General features: G+C 42.5%; 30 protein-coding genes and 1 pseudogene. 23 read left to right on the top strand and 8 right to left on the bottom strand.

The features are described from left to right. Positions 1-185: 185 nt before the first annotated feature. From HT678_RS08205 to yidD, 10 genes are all read left to right on the top strand, one after another. Complete coding sequence (locus tag HT678_RS08205; protein WP_000364983.1) at positions 186-434, top strand: YneF family protein; 249 nt, start codon at positions 186-188, stop codon at positions 432-434. A gap of 203 nt (positions 435-637) precedes the next feature. Next, positions 638-1,432, top strand: a complete 795-nt coding sequence (gene racE / locus HT678_RS08200; protein WP_172924831.1) for a glutamate racemase — start codon at positions 638-640, stop codon at positions 1,430-1,432. Beyond that, positions 1,429-2,400, top strand: a complete 972-nt coding sequence (locus tag HT678_RS08195; RefSeq protein ID WP_000182447.1) for a nucleoside-triphosphate diphosphatase — start codon at positions 1,429-1,431, stop codon at positions 2,398-2,400. Before racE ends, HT678_RS08195 begins: the two co-directional genes overlap by 4 nt. Next, entirely contained in the window at positions 2,376-2,897 is a 522-nt protein-coding gene (locus tag HT678_RS08190) for a metallophosphoesterase (protein ID WP_001118962.1), read from the top strand. Before HT678_RS08195 ends, HT678_RS08190 begins: the two co-directional genes overlap by 25 nt. Further along, on the top strand, positions 2,894-3,355 hold the full coding sequence (cbpB, locus tag HT678_RS08185; protein WP_000560725.1) for a cyclic-di-AMP-binding protein CbpB: 462 nt from the start codon (positions 2,894-2,896) through the stop codon (positions 3,353-3,355). Before HT678_RS08190 ends, cbpB begins: the two co-directional genes overlap by 4 nt. Continuing rightward, positions 3,352-4,086, top strand: coding sequence for a site-specific tyrosine recombinase XerD (gene xerD / locus HT678_RS08180; protein ID WP_277422124.1), 735 nt, complete (start codon positions 3,352-3,354; stop codon positions 4,084-4,086). Before cbpB ends, xerD begins: the two co-directional genes overlap by 4 nt. Further along, on the top strand, positions 4,086-4,814 hold the full coding sequence (locus HT678_RS08175; protein ID WP_000351896.1) for a segregation/condensation protein A: 729 nt from the start codon (positions 4,086-4,088) through the stop codon (positions 4,812-4,814). The genes xerD and HT678_RS08175 overlap by 1 nt, the downstream gene beginning before the upstream one ends. Positions 4,815-4,832: 18 nt before the next feature. Beyond that, the gene (gene scpB / locus HT678_RS08170) at positions 4,833-5,402 is read left to right on the top strand and encodes an SMC-Scp complex subunit ScpB (protein ID WP_000105298.1); all 570 of its coding nucleotides are present in this window, start codon (positions 4,833-4,835) and stop codon (positions 5,400-5,402) included. Further along, complete coding sequence (locus tag HT678_RS08165) at positions 5,389-6,111, top strand: pseudouridine synthase (RefSeq protein ID WP_172924830.1); 723 nt, start codon at positions 5,389-5,391, stop codon at positions 6,109-6,111. The genes scpB and HT678_RS08165 overlap by 14 nt, the downstream gene beginning before the upstream one ends. Then, positions 6,111-6,353, top strand: coding sequence for a membrane protein insertion efficiency factor YidD (yidD, locus tag HT678_RS08160; RefSeq protein WP_000821628.1), 243 nt, complete (start codon positions 6,111-6,113; stop codon positions 6,351-6,353). The genes HT678_RS08165 and yidD overlap by 1 nt, the downstream gene beginning before the upstream one ends. Before the next feature lie 224 nt (positions 6,354-6,577). Here yidD and HT678_RS08155 read toward each other — a convergent pair whose 3' ends face one another. The 6 genes from HT678_RS08155 to galE all read right to left on the bottom strand — a co-directional run bounded on the left by HT678_RS08155 (position 6,578) and on the right by galE (position 11,423). Beyond that, positions 6,578-7,549, bottom strand: coding sequence for a siderophore ABC transporter substrate-binding protein (locus HT678_RS08155; RefSeq protein ID WP_000858270.1), 972 nt, complete (start codon positions 7,547-7,549; stop codon positions 6,578-6,580). A gap of 95 nt (positions 7,550-7,644) precedes the next feature. Beyond that, positions 7,645-8,397, bottom strand: a complete 753-nt coding sequence (locus tag HT678_RS08150; protein ID WP_000764295.1) for an ATP-binding cassette domain-containing protein — start codon at positions 8,395-8,397, stop codon at positions 7,645-7,647. Continuing rightward, on the bottom strand, positions 8,394-9,350 hold the full coding sequence (locus tag HT678_RS08145) for an iron chelate uptake ABC transporter family permease subunit (protein ID WP_001159838.1): 957 nt from the start codon (positions 9,348-9,350) through the stop codon (positions 8,394-8,396). Before HT678_RS08145 ends, HT678_RS08150 begins: the two co-directional genes overlap by 4 nt. Beyond that, entirely contained in the window at positions 9,340-10,299 is a 960-nt protein-coding gene (locus tag HT678_RS08140; protein ID WP_000777227.1) for an ABC transporter permease, read from the bottom strand. Before HT678_RS08140 ends, HT678_RS08145 begins: the two co-directional genes overlap by 11 nt. A gap of 296 nt (positions 10,300-10,595) precedes the next feature. Continuing rightward, positions 10,596-10,706, bottom strand: a complete 111-nt coding sequence (locus HT678_RS11985) for a hypothetical protein (protein ID WP_001108391.1) — start codon at positions 10,704-10,706, stop codon at positions 10,596-10,598. 15 nt (positions 10,707-10,721) lie between these two features. Next, the gene (galE, locus tag HT678_RS08135) at positions 10,722-11,423 is read right to left on the bottom strand and encodes a UDP-glucose 4-epimerase GalE (protein WP_000167837.1); all 702 of its coding nucleotides are present in this window, start codon (positions 11,421-11,423) and stop codon (positions 10,722-10,724) included. A gap of 399 nt (positions 11,424-11,822) precedes the next feature. Here galE and pepA point away from each other — a divergent pair, with 399 nt between their 5' ends. The 7 genes from pepA to pnuC all read left to right on the top strand — a co-directional run bounded on the left by pepA (position 11,823) and on the right by pnuC (position 18,505). After that, positions 11,823-12,887, top strand: a complete 1,065-nt coding sequence (gene pepA / locus HT678_RS08130; protein WP_000209199.1) for a glutamyl aminopeptidase — start codon at positions 11,823-11,825, stop codon at positions 12,885-12,887. A gap of 21 nt (positions 12,888-12,908) precedes the next feature. Then, the gene (locus tag HT678_RS08125; protein WP_000840137.1) at positions 12,909-13,205 is read left to right on the top strand and encodes a bacteriocin immunity protein; all 297 of its coding nucleotides are present in this window, start codon (positions 12,909-12,911) and stop codon (positions 13,203-13,205) included. A gap of 681 nt (positions 13,206-13,886) precedes the next feature. Continuing rightward, on the top strand, positions 13,887-14,330 hold the full coding sequence (locus tag HT678_RS08120; RefSeq protein WP_000651443.1) for a MarR family transcriptional regulator: 444 nt from the start codon (positions 13,887-13,889) through the stop codon (positions 14,328-14,330). A 3-nt stretch (positions 14,331-14,333) separates the two neighbouring features. Then, entirely contained in the window at positions 14,334-15,098 is a 765-nt protein-coding gene (locus HT678_RS08115) for a nuclear transport factor 2 family protein (RefSeq protein WP_000082875.1), read from the top strand. Positions 15,099-15,112: 14 nt separating this feature from the next. Further along, on the top strand, positions 15,113-15,841 hold the full coding sequence (locus tag HT678_RS08110; protein WP_000575209.1) for an ABC transporter ATP-binding protein: 729 nt from the start codon (positions 15,113-15,115) through the stop codon (positions 15,839-15,841). Further along, entirely contained in the window at positions 15,834-17,354 is a 1,521-nt protein-coding gene (locus HT678_RS08105; RefSeq protein ID WP_055348575.1) for an ABC transporter permease/substrate-binding protein, read from the top strand. Before HT678_RS08110 ends, HT678_RS08105 begins: the two co-directional genes overlap by 8 nt. Before the next feature lie 344 nt (positions 17,355-17,698). Then, positions 17,699-18,505: a nicotinamide riboside transporter PnuC gene (pnuC, locus tag HT678_RS08100; RefSeq protein ID WP_001863945.1), complete on the top strand. Its 807-nt coding sequence runs from the start codon at positions 17,699-17,701 to the stop codon at positions 18,503-18,505. Between the two features lie 166 nt (positions 18,506-18,671). Here the strand turns inward: pnuC and HT678_RS08095 are convergent, their stop codons facing one another. Next, the gene (locus tag HT678_RS08095; protein ID WP_000181701.1) at positions 18,672-19,208 is read right to left on the bottom strand and encodes a TetR/AcrR family transcriptional regulator; all 537 of its coding nucleotides are present in this window, start codon (positions 19,206-19,208) and stop codon (positions 18,672-18,674) included. Positions 19,209-19,340: 132 nt separating this feature from the next. Between HT678_RS08095 and czcD the strand changes: the two genes are divergently transcribed. The 3 genes from czcD (at position 19,341) to HT678_RS08080 (ending at position 21,866) form a co-directional block, all read left to right on the top strand. Then, positions 19,341-20,231, top strand: coding sequence for a cation diffusion facilitator family transporter CzcD (gene czcD / locus HT678_RS08090; protein ID WP_044791056.1), 891 nt, complete (start codon positions 19,341-19,343; stop codon positions 20,229-20,231). A 243-nt stretch (positions 20,232-20,474) separates the two neighbouring features. Continuing rightward, positions 20,475-20,828 (top strand): stress response transcriptional regulator NmlR, encoded by a 354-nt coding sequence (nmlR, locus tag HT678_RS08085; protein ID WP_001022629.1) that lies wholly within the window; start codon positions 20,475-20,477, stop codon positions 20,826-20,828. Continuing rightward, positions 20,829-21,866 carry a zinc-binding dehydrogenase gene (locus HT678_RS08080; RefSeq protein ID WP_000833745.1) on the top strand — a complete coding sequence of 346 codons (1,038 nt, stop codon included), beginning with the start codon at positions 20,829-20,831 and terminating at the stop codon, positions 21,864-21,866. A 46-nt stretch (positions 21,867-21,912) separates the two neighbouring features. Here the strand turns inward: HT678_RS08080 and galR are convergent, their stop codons facing one another. Continuing rightward, entirely contained in the window at positions 21,913-22,920 is a 1,008-nt protein-coding gene (galR, locus tag HT678_RS08075) for a DNA-binding transcriptional regulator GalR (RefSeq protein ID WP_172924829.1), read from the bottom strand. A gap of 163 nt (positions 22,921-23,083) precedes the next feature. Here galR and HT678_RS08070 point away from each other — a divergent pair, with 163 nt between their 5' ends. From HT678_RS08070 to HT678_RS08060, 3 genes and pseudogenes are all read left to right on the top strand, one after another. Further along, positions 23,084-24,262 (top strand): galactokinase, encoded by a 1,179-nt coding sequence (locus HT678_RS08070; RefSeq protein ID WP_050285054.1) that lies wholly within the window; start codon positions 23,084-23,086, stop codon positions 24,260-24,262. An 18-nt stretch (positions 24,263-24,280) separates the two neighbouring features. Then, on the top strand, positions 24,281-25,762 hold the full coding sequence (locus HT678_RS08065) for a UDP-glucose--hexose-1-phosphate uridylyltransferase (RefSeq protein WP_101514787.1): 1,482 nt from the start codon (positions 24,281-24,283) through the stop codon (positions 25,760-25,762). Between the two features lie 69 nt (positions 25,763-25,831). Then, a pseudogene (locus HT678_RS08060) lies at positions 25,832-26,092 on the top strand (PaaI family thioesterase); the annotation flags it as partial. Positions 26,093-26,109: the final 17 nt, after the last annotated feature.

Raw genomic sequence — 26,109 nt, 5'->3', positions numbered from 1 at the left:
ATTCATATTCAGTTGGATACTTTTCATACGACTATTTTATCAAATGGGACATTTTCACGTTCGATTTACTAAAGACATTCTCACATTCGAATTACATTCCATCCCTGATAGCGTAAAACAAACTAGTCAGGGTGACTAGTTTGTGGTATAATGAAAGGGACTCAAAAAGAAACAGGAGAAAAATGATGGATTTACTTTTAGCAATTGTATTGATTGTGCTAGCTTTTTTAGGAGGAGCTATTGGAGGAATGTACTTGGTTCGTAAGCAAATCGAAAAGGAATTCGCTGACAACCCACGTTTGAATGCTGAAGCAGTTCGTACTCTTTTGAGTGCAAATGGTCAAAAACCAAGCGAAGCCAAGGTACAACAAGTTTACCACCAAATCATTCGCCAACAAAAGGCAGCCCTTGCTAACAATAAAAAGAAAAAATAGATAAGGAAAAGTCTGGGATGAAAGTTCCAGACTTCTCACTATGTTGGCTAAGGGTTTAGGGATGAGACTTTTTCCTTGCATTCTATTGATATTTGATTATGATTAAGAGAGATAGTTATTGATTAGGCTGTCATTATTCAGTTCATAAGGAACGGTAATCATAATGAACTATCAATCAGAAAAAAGACTAGAAAGAAGACTGTATGGATAATCGCCCAATTGGTTTTTTGGATTCGGGTGTCGGGGGCTTGACCGTTGTGCGCGAGCTCATGCGCCAGCTTCCCCATGAAGAAATCGTCTATATTGGAGATTCGGCACGGGCTCCCTATGGTCCCCGTCCTGCTGAGCAAATTCGTGAATATACTTGGCAGTTGGTCAACTTTCTTTTGACCAAGGATGTCAAAATGATTGTCATTGCTTGTAATACTGCGACTGCGGTCGTCTGGGAAGAAATCAAGGCTCAACTAGATATTCCTGTCCTAGGTGTTATTTTGCCAGGAGCTTCGGCAGCTATCAAGTCCAGTCAAGGTGGGAAAATAGGTGTGATTGGAACGCCCATGACGGTACAATCAGATATCTATCGTCAGAAAATTCATGATCTGGCTCCAGACTTACAGGTGGAGAGTTTGGCCTGTCCCAAGTTTGCCCCCTTGGTCGAGTCTGGCGCCCTGTCAACCAGTGTTACCAAGAAAGTGGTCTATGAAACCCTGCGTCCCTTGGTTGGAAAGGTGGATAGCCTGATTTTGGGTTGTACCCATTATCCATTGCTCAGACCTATTATTCAAAATGTCATGGGACCAAAGGTTCAGCTCATCGATAGTGGAGCAGAGTGCGTACGGGACATCTCAGTCTTACTTAATTATTTTGAAATCAATCGTGGTCGCGATGCTGGATCACTTAATCACCGTTTTTACACAACAGCCAGCAGCCAAAGTTTTGCACAAATTGGTGAAGAATGGCTGGAAAAAGAGATTCATGTGGAGCATGTAGAATTATGACAAATAAAATTTATGAATATAAGGATGAACAGGACTGGTATGTCGGGTCCTATGGTATTTTTGGTGGCGTCCGGACGTTGACGGATGATGACTTGGATTTTCCTCTATTGGAGTTTGCCCAAAGATTTCGAGATGAGGATCGAGGTTTTCCTGTTTCTGTTACTGTTTTACGCTATGGTTCTCTCTACCGTTTATTGTCTTTTGTGGTAGATATCCTCAACCAAGAAATGGGACGAAATGTAGAAGTCATTCAACGTCAGGGGGGGGTTCTCTTAGTTGAAAATGGGCAACTCCTGCATGTAGAATTGCCTAAAGAAGGTGTTGATGTAGAAGCATTCTTTGAGACAAACAAGGTCAGAGAAACCTTATTGATTGCGACTCGTAACGAAGGCAAGACCAAAGAGTTCCGAGCTATCTTTGATAAGTTAGGCTACGATGTGGAAAATCTTAATGACTATCCTGACCTGCCTGAAGTAGCTGAAACAGGCATGACCTTCGAAGAAAATGCCCGTCTCAAGGCAGAAACCATTTCTCAATTAACGGGCAAGATGGTTTTGGCAGATGATTCTGGTCTCAAAGTCGATGTCCTTGGTGGCTTACCAGGCGTCTGGTCAGCTCGTTTCGCAGGTGTGGGAGCAACTGACCGTGAAAATAATGCCAAACTCTTGCACGAATTGGCCATGGTCTTTGAACTCAAGGACCGCTCGGCTCAGTTCCACACAACCCTAGTCGTAGCCAGCCCAAATAAGGAAAGTTTAGTTGTTGAAGCAGACTGGTCAGGTTATATTAACTTTGAACCTAAGGGTGAAAATGGCTTTGGCTATGATCCCCTCTTCCTTGTAGGAGAAACAGGTGAGTCATCAGCTGAATTAACCCTGGAAGAAAAAAATAGTCAATCTCACCGTGCCTTAGCCGTTAAGAAACTTTTGGAGGTATTTCCATCATGGCAAAGCAAACCATCATTGTAATGAGCGATTCCCATGGCGATAGCTTGATTGTGGAAGAAGTCCGTGATCGCTATGTGGGCAAAGTCGATGCCGTTTTTCATAACGGCGATTCTGAACTACGTCCGGATTCTCCACTTTGGGAGGGCATCCGCGTTGTTAAAGGGAACATGGACTTCTACGCCGGCTACCCAGAACGTCTGGTGACTGAGCTTGGTTCGACCAAGATTATCCAAACTCATGGTCACTTGTTTGACATCAATTTCAACTTTCAAAAGTTGGACTACTGGGCTCAGGAGGAAGAGGCCGCTATCTGCCTCTATGGTCACTTGCATGTGCCAAGTGCTTGGTTGGAAGGCAAGATCCTCTTTCTAAATCCAGGTTCTATCAGTCAACCACGAGGTACCATCAGAGAATGTCTCTATGCTCGTGTGGAGATTGATGATAGTTACTTCAAAGTGGACTTTTTGACACGAGATCACGAGGTGTATCCAGGTTTGTCCAAGGAGTTTAGCCGATGATTGCCAAGGAGTTTGAGACTTTCTTGTTGGGGCAGGAGGAAACTTTTTTGACCCCTGCTAAAAATCTAGCTGTGTTGATTGATACCCACAATGCGGATCATGCGACCCTCTTGCTCAGTCAGATGACCTATACCCGTGTTCCTGTTGTGACAGATGAAAAACAGTTTGTTGGGACGATTGGACTCAGAGATATTATGGCTTATCAGATGGAGCATGACTTGAGCCAAGAAATCATGGCGGATACGGATATCGTTCATATGACAAAAACGGACGTAGCGGTTGTTTCGCCTGATTTCACCATTACGGAGGTCTTGCACAAGCTAGTAGATGAGTCCTTCTTACCGGTTGTGGATGCAGAGGGTATTTTCCAAGGGATTATTACGCGCAAGTCCATCCTCAAGGCCGTTAATGCCCTCTTGCATGACTTTAGTAAGGAATATGAGATTCGATGCCAATGAGAGACAGGATTTCAGCCTTTTTAGAGGAAAAGCAGGGCTTGTCTGTCAATTCCAAGCAGTCCTATAAGTATGATTTGGAGCAATTTTTAGACATGGTAGGTGAGCGGATTTCTGAGACCAGTCTCAAGATTTACCAAGCCCAGCTAGCCAATCTAAAAATCAGCGCCCAGAAGCGAAAGATTTCGGCCTGTAACCAATTTCTATACTTTCTCTATCAAAAAGGAGAGGTGGACAGCTTTTACCGCTTGGAATTAGCCAAACAAGCTGAAAAGAAGACGGAAAAGCCAGAGATTCTATACCTAGACTCTTTTTGGCAGGAAAGCGACCATCCAGAGGGACGCTTGCTAGCGCTCTTAATCCTAGAAATGGGGCTCTTGCCCAGTGAGATTTTAGCCATCAAGGTTGCGGACATCAATCTGGATTTTCAGGTGTTGCGAATCAGCAAGGCTTCCCAACAGAGGATTGTCAGCATTCCCACGACCTTGCTTTCGGAGTTGGAACCCTTGATGGGCCAGATATATCTCTTTGAAAGGGGAGGGAAAGCCTATTCTCGTCAGTGGGCCTTTCGTCAGTTAGAAGCTTTTGTCAAGGAGAAAGGTTTCTCAACCTTATCAGCTCAAGTCTTACGTGAACAGTTTATTCTAAGACAAATAGAAAACAAGGTCGATTTGTACGAAATTGCAAAAAAATTAGGATTAAAAACAGTCCTGACCTTAGAAAAATATAGATAATGGATATTAAATTAAAAGATTTTGAAGGGCCCCTGGACTTGCTCTTGCACCTGGTTTCTAAGTATCAGATGGATATCTACGATGTGCCCATTACGGAAGTTATCGAACAGTATCTAGCCTATGTCTCAACCCTGCAGGCCATGCGTCTGGAAGTGACGGGTGAGTACATGGTTATGGCCAGTCAGCTCATGTTGATTAAGAGCCGCAAGCTCTTGCCAAAGGTAGCGGAAGTGACAGATTTGGAAGATGACCTGGAGCAGGATCTTCTCTCTCAAATTGAAGAATACCGCAAGTTCAAGCTCTTGGGGGAGCACTTGGAAGCCAAACACCAAGAACGGGCCCAGCACTATTCCAAAGCGCCGACAGAGTTGATATACGAAGATGCGGAGCTTGTGCATGACAAGACGACCATTGATCTCTTTTTGGCTTTTTCAAATATCCTAGCCAAGAAAAAAGAGGAGTTTGCACAGAACCACACGACTATCTTGAGGGATGAGTATAAGATTGAGGACATGATGATTATCGTGAAAGAGTCCTTGGCTGGACGAGATCAATTGCGCTTGCAGGATTTGTTTAAGGAAGCCCAGAATCTCCAAGAGGTCATCACCCTCTTTTTGGCAACCCTAGAGTTAATCAAAACCCAGGAGCTAACCCTCGTACAAGAGGAGAGTTTCGGAGATATTTATCTCATGGAAAAGAAGGAAGAAAGTCAAGTGGCCCAAAGCTAGACTTGATAGAGAGGAAAGATGAGTACTTTAGCAAAAATAGAAGCGCTCTTGTTTGTAGCGGGTGAAGATGGGATTAGAGTCCGCCAGTTAGCTGAACTCCTCTCTCTGCCACCGACAGGCATCCAACAGAGTTTAGAAAAATTAGCCCAGAAGTATGAAAAGGCCCCAGATTCCAGTTTGGCTCTAATTGAGACAGGGGGCGCTTATAGATTGGTGACCAAGCCTCAATTTGCAGAGATTTTGAAGGAATACTCTAAGGCACCTATCAACCAGAGTTTATCTCGGGCTGCCCTTGAAACCTTGTCCATCATTGCTTACAAACAGCCCATCACACGGATAGAGATTGATGCCATCCGTGGGGTCAACTCGAGTGGGGCCTTGGCAAAGTTGCAGGCCTTTGACTTGATACGAGAAGACGGGAAAAAAGAAGTGTTGGGTCGCCCCAACCTCTATGTGACTACAGATTATTTCCTAGATTACATGGGAATTAACCATTTGGAAGAATTACCAGTGATTGATGAGCTTGAGATTCAAGCCCAAGAAAGCCAATTATTTGGTGAAAGGATAGAAGAAGATGAGAATCAATAAGTATATTGCCCACGCAGGTGTGGCCAGTAGGAGAAAAGCAGAAGAGCTGATCAAGCAAGGTTTGGTGACGGTTAACGGCCAAGTGGTACGTGAACTAGCAACCACTATCAAGTCAGGCGATAAGGTTGAAGTTGAAGGCCAACCTATCTACAACGAAGAAAAGGTCTATTATCTGCTTAACAAACCACGCGGTGTCATTTCCAGTGTGATAGATGACAAGGGCCGCAAGACGGTTGTCGACCTCTTGCCCAACGTGAAAGAGCGCATCTACCCTGTAGGTCGTTTGGACTGGGATACATCAGGAGTTTTGATTTTGACTAATGATGGGGATTTTACGGATGAGATGATTCACCCTCGTAATGAGATTGACAAGGTTTATGTCGCGCGTGTTAAAGGTGTGGCCAATAAGGATAATCTCCGCCCCTTGACCCGTGGACTTGAGATTGATGGTAAGAAAACCAAACCGGCTGTCTATGAGATTCTCAAAGTGGACCCAGTCAAAAACCGCTCTGTGGTGCAGTTGACTATCCATGAAGGGCGTAACCACCAGGTTAAAAAGATGTTTGAAGCTGTCGGTCTCCAAGTAGATAAGTTGTCACGGACCCGTTTTGGACATCTAGACTTGACAGGACTTCGTCCAGGAGAATCCTGTCGTCTTAATAAAAAAGAAATCAGCCAACTACACACCATGGCTGTAACCAAGAAATAATGAAACGAATTTTAATAGCGCCTGTGCGCTTTTACCAACGGTTTATCTCACCAGCCTTTCCACCCTCTTGTCGCTTTGAGCCGACTTGTTCCAACTACATGATTCAGGCTATTGAAAAACATGGCTTCAAGGGTGTTTTGATGGGCTTGGCTCGGATTTTACGTTGCCATCCCTGGTCGAAAACAGGTAAGGACTCCGTCCCAGACCACTTTTCCCTCAAACGGAATCAAGAAGGGGAATGAGGTGAGGTAAATAGATTTCAAAATGATAAAAACGCATCCTATCAGGTTTGAGTGAACTTGATAGGATGCGTTTTAGAATGTCAAAATTTTATACTCTTCGAAAATCTCTTCAAACCACGTCAGCTTCTATCTGCAACCTCAAAACAGTGTTTTGAGCAACCTGCGGCTAGTTTCCTAGTTTGCTCTTTGATTTTCATTGAGTATTAAATTGAGTTTGAAGTGGCTTATTTCAAAGCTTTTTGTGTGTCTTCAATCATGAGTTTTGTTGATTCAAGACCTCCTCCACTTAGATACCAGAGGTCTGGTGTTAGTTGGATAATCTTACCATTTTTAGCGGCAGGTGTTTCAGCGATAAGGGCATTTTCTAGGACACCGTCGTTGCTAGAGTTGTCCCCACCGATGGCAAGAGTACGGTTGATGACAAAGAGGATGTCAGGATTGATTTCTTTGACACTTTCAAAGCTGACTTCTTGTCCGTGGCGAGAATCTTCAAATTGAGTATCAGTTGGCTTGAATTTCAAGGTTTGGTACAAGAAAGAGAAACGAGATTGGGCACCAAAGGCAGCCATTTTTCCTTCATTGAGGAGGATGGCAAGGGCTTTTTTGTCAGAGCTTTCATTTTTAGTAGCGACTTCTTGGATGCTCTTGTCTAGCTTGTCCAATTCTTCCTTGGCTTTCTGTGTACTAGTTTCACCAAAGGCGCTTGCTAGGGATTCGATATTAGTCTTGGTAGAAGTCCAGTAGTCGTCCTTGCTTGCTTGGAAGAGAACTGTTGGGGCGATTTCTTTGAATTTGTCTACGAATTTTTGTGTACGTAGGGAAGCAATAATCAAATCAGGCTCAAGGGCGGCGATAGCTTCTAAATCAGGTTCTCTCATAGAACCAACATTTTTAACTTTTCCAGCTAGGTCTTTGAGATAGGTTGGTACTGTTTTTGTAGGCATTCCAACGATATTTTTTTCAAATCCTAGAGCACGAATAGTATCCGCAGCGCCGAGGTCAAAGGTCACAATCTTTTCAGGAACTTTGGAAAGTTTGACTTCGTCTAGTGAACTTTTAATGGTTATCTCTGTTGGAGCAGAGTTGCTTGTTTCCGACTGACTAGTGCTTGAGTTTGTATTTGTACTGCATGCACCAAGTAGAAGCAAGAAGCTGGCCACTAGGGCAGTGAAATAAAGTTTAAGGGATGTTTTCATGATTTCTCCTTTTTAAAATGTGATAACGATTTAGGGAGTCTCTTGGTCTTATTGACTAAGAGACCGAAGGTTCTCTAACTTGAGCTTCTATGTTACTAGCTATAGATACAGATCTTTTTGCCATTGATATCAGCTAGCGTGATAGGAATCTCATAGAGTTGACTGAGCAGGTCAGCCTGCATGATTTGATTGGTTCTTCCCTTGCTAAAGACTTGACCGTCCTTGAAGGCGATAATTTCATCCGCATACTGGCTGGCCATGTTAATATCGTGGAGGACGATGATAATGGTCTTGCCGAGTTCCTCCACCAGTCGCCGAAGAATCTGCATCATGCTGACGCTTTGCTTGATATCGAGATTGTTGAGTGGTTCGTCCAGCAAGATAAAGTCCGTATCCTGGGCCAGTACCATAGCGATAAAGACACGTTGGAGCTGGCCGCCAGACAGACTATCGATGTAGCGGTCTTTTAAGTTTATCAGTTCCAGATAGTTTAGAGTTTCTCGAATTTTTTCCCAGTCTTCTTCTCTCAGGCGTCCTCGGCTGTAGGGAAAACGTCCAAAGCTGACCAGTTCTTCAACGGTTAATTTTGCCTGGTAATTGATCTTCTGCTTTAGGATGGTCAGTTCTTGGGCTAGTTCTTGCGAATTCCAACTCTCGATTTCACGACCTTTGATACTGAGAATTCCCTGATCTTTCTTGGTCAGTCTGCTCATGATGGAGAGGAGAGTCGATTTTCCAGCACCATTTGGACCAATGAAGGCTGTCAGTTTCTGAGGACTGACTTCAAGCGAAATGCCTTGCAAAATATCCTGTTTTTGAATGGATTTGTCAATGTTTTCCAGTTTCACCGACGCGCCCTCCTATAAAGTAAGATAAAGAATAAGAAGCCACCCACACTCTCGATGATCATACTGATGCGAATTTCCAGCGCAAAGACTCGTTCAATCAAGGCCTGCCCCAAGGTCAAACTGATAAATCCGACCAGAATGGCCACGATAAAGAGCAACTTGTGCCGATAGTCTTTGACAATTAGGTAAGTGAGGTTGGCTAGCATAAAGCCGAAGAAGGCCATAGGTCCTACCAGGGCAGTTGCTGTTGAGGTCAAAAGTACGATACCCCAGAGGAGTTCTTTCTGTTCTTTTTCAACATCGAGTCCCAATACCTGAGCTGTTTCTCTTTGCAGGTGCAAGACATCCAGAATGACTGCTTTTTGAAAGAAAAAGATTGTCAAAGCAAGGATAATCAGAGAACCAATGGCTAGGATGGAAGTGTTGAGATGTTGAAAGGAGGCAAAGAGACTATTCTGCAGTTTATCGTATTCGTTTGGATCCATCAGGACCTGAAGGAAGGTACTGATATTTCGAAAGAGACTTCCGAGGGCTAGACAGATCAACAGAATGAAGACAAGGTCTTGCTTCATCAGTGTCTTCAAGTAGCCTTGCAAGGCGAGAAAGAAGAGGGATTGAAGTAGAAGTAAGACTAGGAATTCTAAAATGGGAGACTTCCCGAGTTGAAGAAACTTACTTTCAAAAACCAGTAGTAGGGTTTGTAGTAGGACGTAGAAGGATTCGATTCCCAAAATACTTGGCGTCAGGAAACGATTTTCCGTCAGGGTTTGAAAACTAATGGTCGAAATCCCAGTCGCGATAGCTACCAAGAGATAAACGACAATTTTTTGGGAACGTAGCTTCCAGGCAAAGGCAGACAGGTGGGTGATGGGCCAAAAATAGAGGAGACAAGCTCCAATGGCCAGAATAATGAGAAGGCAGAAGAGTTTGGTATGTTTGCTTTTAAACTGCATCTTTTCGTCCCCCTCTCCAGAGAAGTAGGATAAAGACGAGGCTACCAATGATTCCTAGTAGAAGACTGACAGACAGCTCATAGGGCCGAATCAGAACTCGGGATAGGATGTCGCAGGCCAGAACTAGATTGGCACCGACTAGTGCGACGATGAGTTTGGTCTGGCTTAGATTATCTCCATAGCGCTTGCGAACAAGATTGGGAACGATGACCCCGAGAAATGGCAAGCCACCCACGGTAATCATGGTGACACTAGTCGTTAGCGCCACCAGAAAGAGGGCCAGTTTTTCAAGTAGGGAGTAGGAAATCCCCAAACTCTCGCTGGTTTCTTTCCCTAGATTCATGATAGTGAAGGTTTGGGATAATTTCCAAACGGCTATCAGGATGATGAGGCCTAAGAAGAGCCACTCATACTGATGAGTCTGAATCATGGAGAAGGATCCTTGGGTCCAAGCACTCATACTCTGAACCAGATTGAAACGATAGGCGATAACTTCTGTGACTGAGTCGATAATCCCACTATAGATGATTCCAATCAGAGGCAACATCCACCTTTCCTTTACAGTAAAAATGGTCATAAAGGCTAGGAAGAAGAGGGTAAATATGATGGATGAAACAAAAGCGAAGAGCATCTTTTGGGTTAGACTCGCAGACGGAAAGATAAAGAGGCTCAATACCATTCCCAGTTTGGCGGCTTCAGTGGTTCCAACTGTACTCGGAGCAGCAAACTGATTTTGAGTGATGGTCTGCATGAGAAGGCCTGCCATACTCATACTAGAGGCCGCAAGGAGAATACTGATGGTTCTTGGAAGACGGGACTCCTGAAATAGTAGCCAGGTCTGCTGGTCGAAAGCAAAGAGTTTTCCCCATGAAAAATCACTGGTTCCAATGCTAATAGAGAGAAAGACTAGGAGTAGAAGTAAGCCAATTAAATAATGAGAAAGTTTCATACCCCGTCCTTTCATGTAGATTTGGTATCGAAAGATATCTGCGGATATAAATGTAACATTATTTTTCTAATCTGTCAATAAAATTTCTGACAATTTAATAAATACAACAAGGAGAGAGCAACAAGACTTTCTCCTTTGTTATCCTATTCTAAAATGTTTTTACCTTAATCTGATAAAATAATATCTTCGAGGGAGTAGCTAGCCGTCCAATCAAGATATTGTTTAGCTTTTGAAGCATCTGCTAGGACACTGGCTGGGTCACTAGCACGTCGAGCAACAATCTCGTGTGGGATTTTTTAATTTAGTAATTCTTCAGCAGTTTTAAAGATTTCTTTGATAGTATAGCCTTTTTTAGTTCCTAAGTTAAAGATTTGAGAAGAACTGTCTTCTTGAAATAGGTAGTTCATTCCTTTAACATGAGCCTATGCAAGGTCCAAGACATAAATGTAATCTCGAATACATGAACCGTCATGTGTATCGTAGTCATCTCCAAATATTTTTAAGCTATCATTTTGTCCCAATGCGGTCTTGTTGATATTTGGAATGATGTGAGTTGGATTTTTCACACGCAGACCGTTTGAAGCATCCATTTCAGCCCCAGCAACATTAAAGTAACGGAAAATAACATATTTCCAGTCGTAGCGATTGGCCATCCAGTAAATCATTCGTTCGCCCATCAGTTTTGTCTCTGCATAAGGGTTGACAGGGTCGAGCAGGGTATCTTCAGTCACCGGCTTGTCAATACAGTTATTTCCATAGAGAGAAGCAGTCGAAGAGAACATGATTTTTTGAATGCCAACTTCAGATAAGACTTTGAGAACTTGGTTCATACCAGCAACGTTGGCAGTGAAGTATTTACTTGGATTTTCAATACTTTCGCTCACAACAATTTCACCTGCACAATGGAGGACAGCATCAATCTGATTTTCTTCTAAGTAAACCTTCAAGGCGCTAGCATCATAAACATCCAGTTCTTTAAAGCTAGCACGACTATCCACAGCCGCTCGATTTCCTGTGGAGAGATTATCGAGGACATGCACCTTATAGCCAGCATTTAAAAGAGCTTTAACGGTATGGGAGCCAATGTAGCTAGTCCCACCTGTAACAAGAATTGTTTTGGTCATGATTTTTTCCTTTTCTAGTTTTGTACTATAGTAAATTGAAATAAGATATGAACAACTCTATTAGGAAAGTCAAATTAATTTCTAGAAATGTTTTAGCAGCTACAGCGTACTATTCCAAACTCAACCAACTATATATTTAAAGAAAGAAGAAAGGGAAGTCAACTATTTTCTGTAAATTTCATGAAAAATCCAAACAACTTTGATGGTGTATTGTTTTTTGTTTGGAAATAAATATTCGAGTTAATTTTGGAATGTTTACTAGATTTTGCACTACATGCAAGAGAATACTATCCTTTTCTAAGATAGAGCAGGACTAAGATACTAACTTAGAAATCCACCTTCCCACTATCCTTCTCCTATAAAAAGTGGTAAAATGGATGAAAGAAAGAAGGAACTGAAATGACAACATTATTTTCAAAAATTAAAGAAGTAACAGAACTTGCTGCAGTCTCAGGTCATGAAGCGCCTGTCCGTGCTTATCTTCGTGAAAAGTTGACACCGCATGTGGATGAAGTGGTGACAGATGGCTTGGGTGGTATTTTTGGTATCAAACATTCAGAAGCTGTGGATGCACCGCGCGTCTTGGTCGCTTCTCATATGGACGAAGTTGGTTTTATGGTCAGCGAAATCAAGCCAGATGGTACCTTCCGTGTCGTAGAAATCGGTGGCTGGAACCCCATGGTGGTTAGCAGCCAACGTTTCAAACTCTTGACTCGTGATGGTCATGAAATTCCTGTGATTTCAGGTTCTGTTCCTCCGCATTTGACTCGTGGAAAGGGGGGACCAACCATGCCAGCCATTGCCGATATCGTTTTTGATGGTGGTTTTGCGGACAAGGCTGAGGCAGAAAGTTTTGGCATCCGTCCTGGTGATACCATCGTACCAGATAGTTCTGCAATTTTGACAGCCAATGAAAAAAATATCATCTCAAAAGCTTGGGATAACCGCTACGGTGTCCTCATGGTAAGCGAGCTAGCTGAAGCTTTATCAGGTCAAAAACTCGGCAATGAACTCTATCTGGGTTCTAACGTCCAAGAAGAAGTTGGTCTGCGTGGCGCTCATACCTCTACAACCAAGTTTGACCCAGAAGTCTTCCTCGCAGTTGATTGCTCACCAGCAGGTGATGTCTACGGTGGTCAAGGCAAGATTGGAGATGGAACCTTGATTCGTTTCTATGATCCAGGTCACTTGCTTCTCCCAGGGATGAAGGATTTCCTTTTGACAACGGCTGAAGAAGCTGGTATCAAGTACCAATACTACTGTGGTAAAGGCGGAACAGATGCAGGTGCAGCTCATCTGAAAAATGGTGGTGTCCCATCAACAACTATCGGTGTCTGCGCTCGTTATATCCATTCTCACCAAACCCTCTATGCAATGGATGACTTCCTAGAAGCGCAAGCTTTCTTACAAGCCTTGGTGAAGAAATTGGATCGTTCAACGGTTGATTTGATTAAACATTATTAAACCATAAGGGAGGTGGTAGGGATGGCAGAACCAAACCTAGAAAGCCTTATAAAAGATCTTTACAATCATGCTCGACATGATTTGAGTGAAGATTTAGTTGCTGCTCTCCTAGAGACTACTAAAAAACTGCCTACTACAAATGAGCAATTGCAGGCAGTTCGTCTCTCAGGCCTGGTCAATCGTGAATTGCTCCTAAATCCCAAACATCCAGCACCTGAGTTGCTCAACTTGGCTCGCTTTATCAAAAGAGAAGAAGCCAAGTACAGAGGAACTGCGACTTCTGCACTTATGTATGAGGAACTTTTTAAAATGCTTTGATTCCATTGTGGATCAAAGCATTTTTTATAAGACCTATCTCGTGAGCGTTCAAATAGTAGTAACAAGGAATCATGAGAAGTCAGCCGAGACCATAGTAGTGAAGAAACTTCTGTAATGGAAGTGGAGTGAAGTGAGGAATCGTCAAACGGTAGGGGATAGGCTGTTTGAAGGGTGCTACGAAAAAGATAGGGTAAGGTGAAATTATAGCGGAATGAAATAAGATATGAACAAATTGATTAGGGAAATCAAATGAATTTATAGAAATCTTTTAGCAGTCATGGTGTCCTATTCCAGTTTCGAAATGCTATAAAGACGAACAAATTGATTGGGAAATTCAAATCGCTTTCTATCAATGTTTTAGAAGATACAGTGCCCTAGTCCAACTTCAATATACTATAAAAGAACAGATGGAAGCAATTATGATTTACTTCTATCTTTAAAATAAATGCTCTGATAGGAAAAATGTGTCCCCTCATAAAATATAGGATAGTACGGATGGAAGGCTTTTGTAGACTGGAGGACGAAGGAGTTTAGAAACTCTCGTTAAAAGTTAGTTGAGCCGGAGTATGGTGGTGTGGATAATTATCAAAAATTATTTCTAAATCGAAATAGTTGACAGTTAGAACGATGAGTGTTACAATTGTTTTATTCATTTCGATATCGAAATAAATTGGAGGTGTTATGAAAGATGGTCATTTGCTAGCCCATCATATTCGTTTGTTGAATGGGCGGATTTTTCAAAAGTTACTGAGTCAAGATCCTGAGGCTCTTTATAGGGGTGAACAGGGCAAGATTTTAGCGGTTTTATGGAATAGTGAAACTGGCTGCGCAACTGCGACAGATATCGCGCTTGCGACTGGACTTGCGAATAATACGCTGACGACTATGATAAAAAAGCTAGAGGAACAAAAGCTTGTAATTGTTAGTCCGTGTGGAAAAGACAAGCGTAAGAAGTATTTAGTTTTAACGGAGTTAGGCAAGTCCCAGAAAGAAGTGGGGCATCGTGTCAGTCAGAAATTGGATACTATCTTTTACAAAGGATTTTCAGAGGAAGAAATTCACCAATTTGAAGGTTTTCAAGAAAGAATTTTGGCGAATCTGAAAGAGAAGGGAAATGAGGTTTAGAATATGTCACAACAAGTGAAAAATGCTCACAACCTATACATCCATGCCATTCAAGACGGACGAGTTGCTGAGGCTCAAGCCCAGTCTGTAGGGGATACCTATATCCAACATTCGACAGGTGTTCCTGACGGGAAAGAAGGATTTGCAGCCTTCTTTGCAGATTTCTTTGAGCGTCATCCAGAGCGTCAGATTAAGATTGTCCGCACCATTGAGGATGGCAATCTGGTCTTTGTTCATGTTCATCAATATCTGAATGGTGGAGAAGCTCAATGGGTGACGACGGATACTTTCCGTGCGGATGAGAATGGTTGTATTGTTGAGCATTGGGATGTCATTGACTACTATCGAACACCTGAAAATGACCAACTAGATCAAATTTTTGGAGATTTTGAAATCAAGGATTTGGATAAGAAAGCAGAAAATAAAAAGCTGGTTCGCCGTTTCTTGACAGAAATTTTCCAAAATGGGGAGCTAGAGCAGTGGAGTGATTATGTGGCAGACGATTTGATTCAGCATAATCATGAGATTGGACAAGGAAGTGCTGCTTATAAAAACTATGTGGCTGAATATAGTGTCACTTTTGACTTTGTTTTCCAACTCTTAGGACAAGGAAACTATGTGGTTAGCTATGGTCAGACTCAGATTGATGGCGTTGCTTATGCCCAGTACGATATCTTCCGTTTAGAGAACGGGAAAATTGTGGAGCATTGGGATAATAAGGAAGTCATGCCTAAGGTAGAAGACTTGACTAATCGAGGGAAGTTTTAAATTGAGGACAAAGAATGATTGAATACAAAAATGTAGCACTGCGCTACACAGAAAAGGATGTCTTGAGAGATGTCAACTTACAGATTGAGGATGGGGAATTTATGGTTTTAGTAGGGCCTTCTGGGTCAGGTAAGACGACCATGCTCAAGATGATTAACCGTCTTTTGGAACCAACTGATGGAAATATTTATATGGATGGGAAGCGCATCAAAGACTATGATGAGCGTGAACTTCGTCTTTCTACTGGTTATGTTTTACAGGCTATTGCTCTTTTTCCAAATCTAACAGTTGCGGAAAATATTGCTCTCATTCCTGAAATGAAGGGGTGGAGCAAGGAAGAAATTACGAAGAAAACAGAAGAGCTTTTGGCTAAGGTTGGTTTACCAGTAGCCGAGTATGGGCATCGCTTACCTAGTGAATTATCTGGTGGAGAACAGCAACGGGTCGGTATTGTCCGAGCTATGATTGGTCAGCCCAAGATTTTCCTCATGGATGAACCCTTTTCGGCCTTGGATGCTATTTCGAGAAAACAGTTGCAGGTTCTGACAAAAGAATTGCATAAAGAGTTTGGGATGACAACGATTTTTGTAACCCATGATACGGATGAAGCCTTGAAGTTGGCGGACCGTATTGCTGTCTTGCAGGATGGAGAAATTCGCCAGGTAGCGAATCCCGAGACAATTTTAAAAGCGCCTGCAACAGACTTTGTAGCAGACTTGTTTGGAGGTAGTGTTCATGACTAATTTAATTGCAACTTTTCAGGATCGTTTTAGTGATTGGTTGACAGCTCTATCTCAACATTTGCAGTTGTCACTTTTGACCTTGTTACTAGCTATTTTGCTTGCGATTCCCTTGGCTGTTTTTCTTCGCTATCATGAGAAGCTGGCCGACTGGGTCTTGCAGATTGCAGGTATTTTCCAGACCATCCCGTCTCTGGCCTTGTTGGGGCTCTTTATCCCTTTGATGGGAATTGGGACCTTGCCGGCTTTGACAGCTCTAGTGATTTATGCGATTTTCCCTATTTTGCAAAATACTATCACTGGGCTGAAGGGAATTGATCTGAACCTGCAAGAGGCTGGGATTGCCTTTGGGATGACCAGATGGGAACGTCTCAAGAAATTTGAAATTCCACTCGCCATGCCTGTTATCATGTCTGGGATTCGGACGGCAGCTGTTTTGATTATCGGTACGGCAACCTTGGCGGCCTTGATTGGAGCAGGGGGACTGGGTTCCTTTATCCTGTTGGGAATTGACCGTAATAATGCCAGTTTGATTTTGATTGGGGCACTTTCTTCTGCAGTGCTTGCTATTGCCTTTAACTTCCTACTAAAAGTAATGGAAAAAGCAAAATTACGGACGATTTTCTCAGGTTTTGCCTTGGTGGCTTTATTACTGGGTCTGTCTTATAGTCCAACTCTTTTGGTTCAAAAAGAGAAGGAAAACTTGGTTATTGCTGGGAAAATAGGTCCAGAACCAGAAATTTTGGCCAATATGTATAAGTTGCTGATTGAAGAAAATACCAGCATGACTGCGACTGTTAAACCGAATTTTGGGAAGACAAGCTTCCTTTATGAAGCTCTGAAAAAAGGCGATATTGACATCTATCCTGAATTTACTGGTACGGTGACTGAAAGTTTGCTTCAACCATCACCCAAGGTGAGTCATGAACCAGAACAGGTTTATCAGGTGGCGCGTGATGGCATTGCTAAGCAGGATCATCTAGCCTATCTCAAACCCATGTCTTATCAAAACACCTATGCTGTAGCTGTTCCGAAAAAGATTGCTCAAGAATATGGCTTGAAGACCATTTCAGACTTGAAAAAAGTGGAAGGGCAGTTGAAGGCAGGTTTTACACTCGAGTTTAACGACCGTGAAGATGGAAATAAGGGCTTGCAATCAATGTATGGTCTCAATCTTAATGTAGCGACCATGGAGCCAGCCCTTCGCTATCAGGCTATTCAGTCAGGTGATATTCAAATTACGGACGCCTATTCGACTGATGCGGAATTGGAGCGTTATGATTTACAGGTCTTGGAAGATGACAAGCAACTCTTCCCACCTTATCAAGGGGCTCCACTCATGAAAGAAACTCTTCTCAAGAAACACCCAGAGTTGGAAAGAGTTCTTAATACATTGGCTGGTAAGATTACAGAAAGCCAGATGAGCCAGCTCAACTATCAAGTGGGTGTCGAAGGCAAGTCAGCAGAACAAGTAGCCAAGGAGTTTCTCCAAGAACAAGGTTTGTTGAAGAAATGATGGGACAGAGACTTTAAACATACTGAACTCAACTTCCTTAAACGACTAGATAAAAGAATGCTCAGACAATTTCGTCTGGGCTTTTTTGATGTGAGAATGACTGAATGTCACTTAAAATGGAAAGAAAGAGAAAATTTTCATGATTTTCTAAAATTTTACTGTAAAGACACTTGACTATTCATAAAATAGATGTATAATATTTTGTGAACTACTTAACAAATAAGGGGTTTCAGCTCATGTCGACTAAGGTTAGAAATCTTGTGTATAGGCAGTTCATTATCTAATAGAGCGTTGCGTCCGAAAGTCTATCCAGACACGGCTCTTTAAAAACAAAAGGAGAAATGATGCATACTTATTTGCAAAAGAAAATTGAAAATATCAAAACAACCCTAGGTGAAATGTCAGGTGGTTACCGTCGTATGGTTGCGGCTATGGCTGATTTAGGATTTTCAGGAACTATGAAGACTATCTGGGATGACCTCTTTGCCCATCGTAGTTTTGCCCAGTGGATTTATTTGCTGGTTTTAGGAAGTTTTCCTCTCTGGCTGGAGTTGGTTTACGAACATCGTATTGTTGACTGGATTGGGATGATTTGTAGCTTGACAGGGATTATCTGTGTAATCTTTGTATCGGAAGGTCGAGCAAGTAATTATCTTTTTGGCTTGATTAACTCTGTTATTTACCTTATTTTGGCCCTACAGAAAGGCTTTTATGGTGAGGTGCTGACGACACTTTACTTCACAGTCATGCAGCCAATTGGACTTCTAGTTTGGATTTATCAGGCACAGTTTAAGAAGGAAAAGCAGGAGTTTGTCGCGCGTAAACTGGACGGCAAGGGCTGGACAAAGTATCTTTCCATTAGTGTGCTTTGGTGGTTGGCCTTTGGCTTCATTTATCAGTCTATTGGTGCCAATCGTCCCTATCGTGATTCAATCACAGATGCAACCAATGGGGTAGGGCAAATCCTCATGACAGCTGTTTACCGTGAACAGTGGATATTCTGGGCGGCTACCAATGTCTTTTCAATCTATCTCTGGTGGGGAGAAAGCCTGCAAATTCAAGGGAAATATCTAATTTATCTCATTAACAGTCTAGTTGGTTGGTATCAATGGAGCAAGGCAGCTAAGCAGAATACTGATTTACTTAACTAGGAAAAGATGTTTGAAAGTGCTGTTTTGAGATTTCGATTAAAACAGATATAGTTGATAATCAAGGATTTATAGTATGAAAAAGAGGATCGGCGGGTCCTCTTTTGTTGTTGAAAAGATAAAAAACTCAGTAACCTAGAAATAAGACAACTGAAGCTTTACTCTATATTCAATTTTTAGGAATGAGAAGGTCTAGATAAAATTGGACAACTTCCTGGTCTGTGAAATCTTGACCTTTTTTGAGCCACCAGGTCAATGTCTCGATAAAGTTGGACACGACCAAGTGTTGGAGGTAAGAAGTAGGTAGACTTGGGTGAGTTTGCTTCAAATCAGCAGCCAGCATGGGATAGACGTGGTGCTCAAGCTCTCTCTGTAGTTGACGGAGGAAATAGTCATTTTTGGAGAATAGTAGACTGGTGATATGGTCTTGGTTTTTCTGAAAATGCAGAAAGAGGTGGGCTAGGTAATCTTCGGTTGAAATGGCTTGCTCTCTTTCAAAAAGATGATGGAAGAGGTAGCGGCAGAGCTGGTCCAGAAGAAGCTCCTTACTCTCATAGTGACAGTAAAAAGTGGATCGTCCCACATCTGCGAGATCAATGATATCCTGAACAGTAGTGGCCTCGTAGCCCTTAGCATTCAAAAGTTGTATAAAAGCTTGATAGATGGCTTTTTTGGTTTTGCTGATACGGCGGTCAATGTTAGTCATATGGACACTTGAGGCAAATTGTTCAGAACTGAATAAAGCTGACGTTTTGCTTCTATCCTTTCTTTGAGTTTTAGTGGATAATGATAATGAACAAGGTGTTCATAAATCTATTATAACAAAGGAATGAGAAATATGAAGGCAAAATATGCTGCTTGGGTGGCTTTTTTCTTAAATTTGACTTATGCCATTGTTGAGTTTATTGCAGGTGGAGTATTTGGTTCTAGCGCTGTTCTTGCTGACTCTGTGCATGACTTGGGAGATGCGATTGCAATTGGAATATCAGCTTTTCTAGAAACAATCTCCAATCGTGAAGAAGACAATCAGTACACCTTGGGCTATAAGCGGTTTAGCCTGCTAGGAGCCTTGGTAACAGCTGTGATTCTCGTAACGGGCTCTGTTCTAGTCATTTTGGAAAATGTCACGAAGATTTTGCATCCGCAACCAGTCAATGATGAGGGGATTCTCTGGTTAGGAATTATTGCGATTACTATCAATCTGTTAGCGAGTCTGGTGGTTGGTAAGGGAAAGACAAAGAATGAGTCTATTCTGAGTCTGCATTTTCTGGAAGATACGCTAGGGTGGGTAGCTGTTATCCTGATGGCGATTGTTCTTCGATTTACGGACTGGTATATCCTAGATCCTCTTTTGTCCCTTGTCATTTCTTTCTTTATTCTTTCAAAAGCCCTTCCACGTTTTTGGTCTACACTCAAGATTTTCTTGGATGCTGTGCCAGAAGGTCTTGATATCAAGCAAGTAAAGAGTGGCCTGGAGCGATTGGACAATGTGGCCAGCCTTAATCAGCTTAATCTCTGGACTATGGATGCTTTGGAAAAAAATGCCATTGTCCATGTTTGTCTAAAAGAAATGGAACATATGGAAACTTGTAAAGAGTCTATTCGAATTTTCCTAAAAGATTGTGGTTTTCAAAATATTACCATTGAAATTGATGCTGACCTAGAAACTCACCAAACCCATAAGCGAAAGGTGTGTGACTTGGAACGGAGTTATGAGCATCAACATTAGAAAAAAGTGAAAAATACTTGGGTACTATCTTATTTGGAATAGAGTAATTTCTTTATTATTTAAATATTTCAAAAATTGGTAAGAGAAGAGCATTGTATAAACTCCGGATATATGATTGTTAATGATAAAAATTTTTCGATTAGATACAAAATGCTTGACTTGGAGTCAACTCAAAGTTATATAATAAGATAAGTGAGTTAGAATAGCGTGAATTCAGTGAATGAAATGAGAGGAGGTTAGCGTGTGAATATTAAATCTGCCAGTGATTTGTTGGGAATTTCAGCGGATACGATTCGGTATTATGAACGGGTTGGTCTTGTGCCACCGATTACTCGTACTGCTACTGGGATTCGTGATTTTCAAGATCAGGATATCGAAGCGCTGGAATTTATTAAGTGTTTTCGTTCGGCGGGTGTCTCTGTAGATAGTTTAGTTGACTATATGTCGCTCTACCAAAAGGGAGATGAAACGAGAGAGGAGAGGCTTGGTATTTTAGAAGAGGAAAAGCAAAAATTAGAGGAGCGCTTGTCTCAGCTACAGACAGCTTTAAATCGTTTAAATCTCAAAATTAAACTTTATAAGGAAGGAAAATTTTAAATGAAATCAGCAGTATATACAAAGGCAGGTCAGGTTGGACTTGCTAGCATTGAACGTCCGCAAATAATAGAAGCGGATGATGTGATTATTCGTGTGGTTCGTTCGTGCGTTTGTGGTTCAGATTTATGGAGGTACCGTAATCCAGAAACGAAAGCTGGACACAAAAATAGTGGACACGAAGCGATTGGGATTGTTGAAGAAGCTGGGGAAGCCATTACGACGGTGAAACCAGGTGATTTTGTGATTGTCCCTTTTACACATGGATGTGGTGAGTGTGATGCCTGTCTTGCTGGATTTGACGGTTCTTGCGACAATCATATTGGCAATAATTTGGGGGGTGATTTTCAGGCAGAATATATTCGCTTCCACTATGCAAACTGGGCGCTGGTTAAAATCCCTGGTCAACCTTCTGACTATACAGAAGGGATGCTCAAGTCCCTTTTGACTCTTGCAGATGTCATGCCGACAGGCTATCATGCGGCGCGTGTTGCAAATGTTCAAAAAGGGGACAAGGTTGTTGTTATCGGTGATGGGGCTGTTGGTCAATGTGCTGTCATCGCGGCTAAGATGCGTGGAGCATCACAAATTATCCTTATGAGCCGTCATGAAGACCGTCAAAAGATGGCTATGGAGTCAGGTGCGACAGCTGTTGTTGCAGAACGTGGTCAAGAAGGAATTACCAAGGTGCGTGAAATCCTCGGTGGAGGAGCAGACGCAGCACTTGAATGTGTTGGTACGGAGGCTGCTATAGAACAGGCGCTAGGTGTTCTTCATAATGGAGGGCGTATGGGCTTTGTAGGAGTCCCACACTATAATAATCGTGCTCTTGGTTCGACATTTATGCAAAATATCTCTGTAGCAGGTGGGGCAGCTTCTGCTACAACATACGATAAGCAATTTTTACTAAAAGCCGTCCTTGATGGTGATATCAATCCAGGTCGCGTCTTTACTTCAAGTTATAAACTGGAAGATATCGACCAAGCCTACAAAGATATGGATGAACGTAAGACCATTAAGTCTATGATTGTAATCGAATAAAAAACGAATAGGAGTTTTAGAACTCCTATTCGTTTTTTATGTTATCCTATTCTTGATTTAGGGTACTTTCTCTTAATGTCAGTCTGGTTCCCAGCATGGTCAGGCTAGGAATTTTGCGACCGTGGAGGACTTCCTTGTTAAGAATATCCATACCTGCTCGCCCCATTTCTTCAGTATAAACTGTAATACTAGAGAGGGGAGGATAGACCTGTTTGGTCAGACTAGTGTCGTTAAAGGAAATGAGGCTGACGCGATCTGGCAGGCTGATTCCAGCTTCTTGGAGCGCACGAAGGGCACCGATGGCTAAACTATCGCTGGCTGCGAAAAATGCTGGCGGAAGTTGGTCTCCCAAGCTCTGAATGGCCTCCTTCATTAAGTCATAGCCAGACTGGGCAGTAAATCTTCCTTGAAAGACCAGTTCATCATGATAGATTCCCCTCGCTTGACTGTAGTTTTTGAAGTTTTCTAGACGCTTATCCTCAATGATTTCTTCTTGGTCTGTTGTTTCCTCAAGCCCTGTTAGAATCCCGATACGGTCCATCCCTTGACTGAGGAAATAATCGACAACCTGTTTCATGGCAGTGTAAAAGTCCGTAATAATGCAGGTATGTCCGAGGGAAAGTGTATCACTGTCTAGAAAGACCAGGGGTTTTTGGTATTCTTCAAAGGCAGAAATCTGAGCTCGGCTAAATTTTCCGATGCAGAGAATCCCAATCACTTCCTCGCTTAAGGTAAAAGGATGGTCATTAAAATAGCGCAAGATATCGTAGTCCAACTCTTGGGCTATTTTTTCTATTCCTAGGCGAATCTGGTAGTAGTAGAGGTCGTCTAGCTCCCCTTGTTCGCTGACCCATTGAATAATGGCAATCTTTTGCTTGGGTTTATGGGACTCGCCTGTCTTGAGGTGCTTGGTGTAGCCCAGCTCTTCAGCAACGGTTAAAATACGGTGTCTGGTTTCTTCTGTAACAAATAGGCTCTGGTCGCGGTTGAGGACGCGGGATACGGTCGCGATAGAGACAGAGGCTAGCTGTGCAATGTCTTTTAAGGTAGCCATAAATCCTCCTTGATTAGGTTAGTATATCATATTTTTCTGCTTTTTACTGATATTTTAGTAAAATTTTAGTAAAAAGGATTGACCTTGGGAAATCCCTTGGATACAATAGAAGAAAACGATTACACGTTAAGGTGGCTTAACGGACAGTCAAAGGAGAAATCATATGACACAACATCTTACTACTGAAGTCCTTCGCAAAGACTTTCTTGCTGTTTTTGGTCAAGAAGCAGACCAAACCTTCTTTTCACCAGGCCGCATTAATTTGATTGGTGAACACACAGACTACAACGGTGGGCACGTTTTTCCTGCTGCTATTTCCTTGGGAACTTACGGTGCAGCTCGTAAGCGTGACGACCAAGTTTTGCGTTTCTACTCAGCTAACTTTGAGGACAAGGGCATTATCGAAGTGCCTCTCGCTGACCTCAAGTTTGAAAAAGAGCACAACTGGACCAACTATCCAAAAGGGGTTCTTCATTTCTTGCAAGAAGCTGGGCACGTGATTGACAAAGGTTTTGATTTTTATGTTTATGGGAATATCCCAAATGGTGCTGGTTTGTCTTCTTCAGCATCCTTGGAGCTCTTGACAGGAGTCGTGGCAGAGCATCTCTTTGATTTAAAACTAGACCGTTTGGATTTGGTTAAAATCGGAAAACAAACAGAAAACAACTTTATCGGAGTCAACTCTGGTATCATGGACCAATTTGCTATTGGTATGGGGGCTGACCAACGTGCTATTTACTTAGATACCAATACTTTAGAATACGACTTGGTGCCACTTGATTTGAAGGACAATGTCGTTGTTATCATGAACACCAACAAACGCCGTGAATTGGCGGACTCTAAATACAATGAACGTCGTGCTGAGTGTGAAAAAGCAGTGGAAGAATTGCAAGTTGCCTTGGATATTCAGACCCTGGGTGAATTGGACGAGTGGGCCGTTGACCAATATAGCTATCTGATTAAAGATGAAAATCGTTTGAAACGTGCTCGCCATGCTGTGCTTGAAAACCAACGTACCTTTAAAGCTCAAGCAGCCCTTCAAGCAGGTGATTTGGAAACATTTGGTCGTTTGATGAATGCGTCACACGTTTCTCTGGAGCGTGATTATGAAGTAACTGGTTTGGAATTGGATACTCTTGTTCACACAGCTTGGGCACAAGAAGGAGTTCTCGGTGCTCGTATGACAGGGGCTGGTTTTGGTGGCTGTGCCATTGCCTTGGTTCAAAAAGATACTGTTGAGGCCTTTAAGGAAGCTGTAGGCAAACACTACGAGGAAGTAGTTGGATACGCTCCAAGCTTCTATATCGCTGAAGTTGCAGGTGGCACTCGCGTCCTTGACTAGTCAAAAGGAGGCTCTATAGTGATCTTAGTAGATAAATTTGTAACACATGTCATTTCTGAAAGTTCATTTGAGGAAATGGATCGAATCTACCTGACCAACCGTGTTTTGGCACGAGTGGGAGAAGGTGTTTTGGAAGTTGAGACCAATCTGGATAAATTGATTGACCTCAAGGACCAGCTAGTTGAGGAAGCCGTTCGATTAGAGACGATTGAGGATAGTCAGACTGCGCGTGAAATCCTCGGTACTGAACTGATGGACTTGGTGACTCCTTGTCCGAGTCAGGTCAATCGTGACTTCTGGGAAGCCTATGCCTACTCTCCTGAGCAAGCGATAGAGGATTTTTATCAACTCAGTCGGAAAAATGACTACATCAAACTCAAGGCCATTGCTAAAAATATCGCTTATCGTGTTCCATCTGATTATGGAGAACTTGAAATTACCATCAATCTCTCTAAGCCTGAAAAGGATCCGAAAGAGATTGCGGTAGCCAAGTTGGTGCAAGCTAGTAATTATCCTCAGTGTCAACTTTGTTTAGAGAATGAGGGTTACCATGGTCGGATCAACCACCCAGCTCGCAGAAACCACCGGATTATCCGTTTTGAAATGGTTGGTCAGGAATGGGGGTTCCAGTATTCGCCCTATGCTTACTTTAATGAGCATTGTATCTTTTTAGATGGCCAGCATCGTCCCATGGCCATTAGTCGTCAGAGTTTTGAACGTCTGTTGGCTATCGTAGAGCAGTTTCCAGGATATTTTGCTGGATCTAATGCCGACCTGCCGATTGTGGGGGGCTCTATTCTAACTCATGATCATTATCAGGGAGGCCGTCACGTATTTCCTATGGAATTGGCTCCCTTGCAAAAGACCTTCCGATTTGCTGGTTTTGAGCAGGTCAAGGCTGGAATTATCAAGTGGCCAATGTCTGTCCTACGCTTGACTTCGGATTCCAAAGAGGATTTGATTAACTTAGCTGATAAGATTTTCCAGGAATGGCGTCAGTATTCAGATTCTAGTGTGCAGATTTTGGCAGAGACGGACGGAACACCGCATCACACCATCACACCAATTGCTCGTAAACGCGATGGACAGTTTGAGTTGGACTTGGTCTTACGAGATAATCAAACATCACCAGAACATCCTGATGGCATTTATCATCCTCACAAGGATGTCCAACATATCAAGAAGGAAAATATCGGCTTGATTGAGGTCATGGGCTTGGCTATTTTACCACCTCGTCTGAAAGAAGAGGTGGAGCAAGTCGCTAGCTATCTCGTGGGAGATGGTGATACAGTTGCCGATTATCATCAGGAATGGGCAGACCAACTCAAAGTCCAACATCCAGACCTAGCGGATAAAGAAAAAGCCCTTGAAATCGTCAAGGACTCTGTTGGTGCTATCTTTGCGCGTGTACTGGAGGATGCAGGTGTCTACAAGCAGACAGAACAAGGACAGGCAGCCTTTATGCGCTTTGTGGAGCAGGTTGGAATTTTGCCAGACTAGGAGCTTTCTCCTTGCACAGTCCTATAAAAAGTAGTATCATAGTGTCGTTTGAAATATCAGGAGGAAACAATGAAAGATTTTCATTTTGACGCTATATCTGCCTTTGAAAATTACGAAATTGAACAAATGAGAGATGGTCACGTTGTGGTGACGACCAAAGTAGTGGACTCGTCGCTCAACTACTATGGCAACGCCCATGGTGGTTATCTCTTTACCCTTTGCGACCAGATCAGCGGTTTGGTGCTCATATCTCTGGGGCTTGATGGAGTGACACTCCAATCCTCTATCAACTACCTCAAATCAGGAAAACTTGACGATGTGCTGACTATTATAGTTGCTTAGTTTCA

This window comes from Streptococcus sp. 3167, from assembly GCF_013277175.1.
Lineage (GTDB): Bacteria > Bacillota > Bacilli > Lactobacillales > Streptococcaceae > Streptococcus > Streptococcus pseudopneumoniae.
The sequence above is the reverse complement of the archived record's forward strand: the minus strand, read 5'-3'. Positions and strand labels throughout refer to the sequence as shown.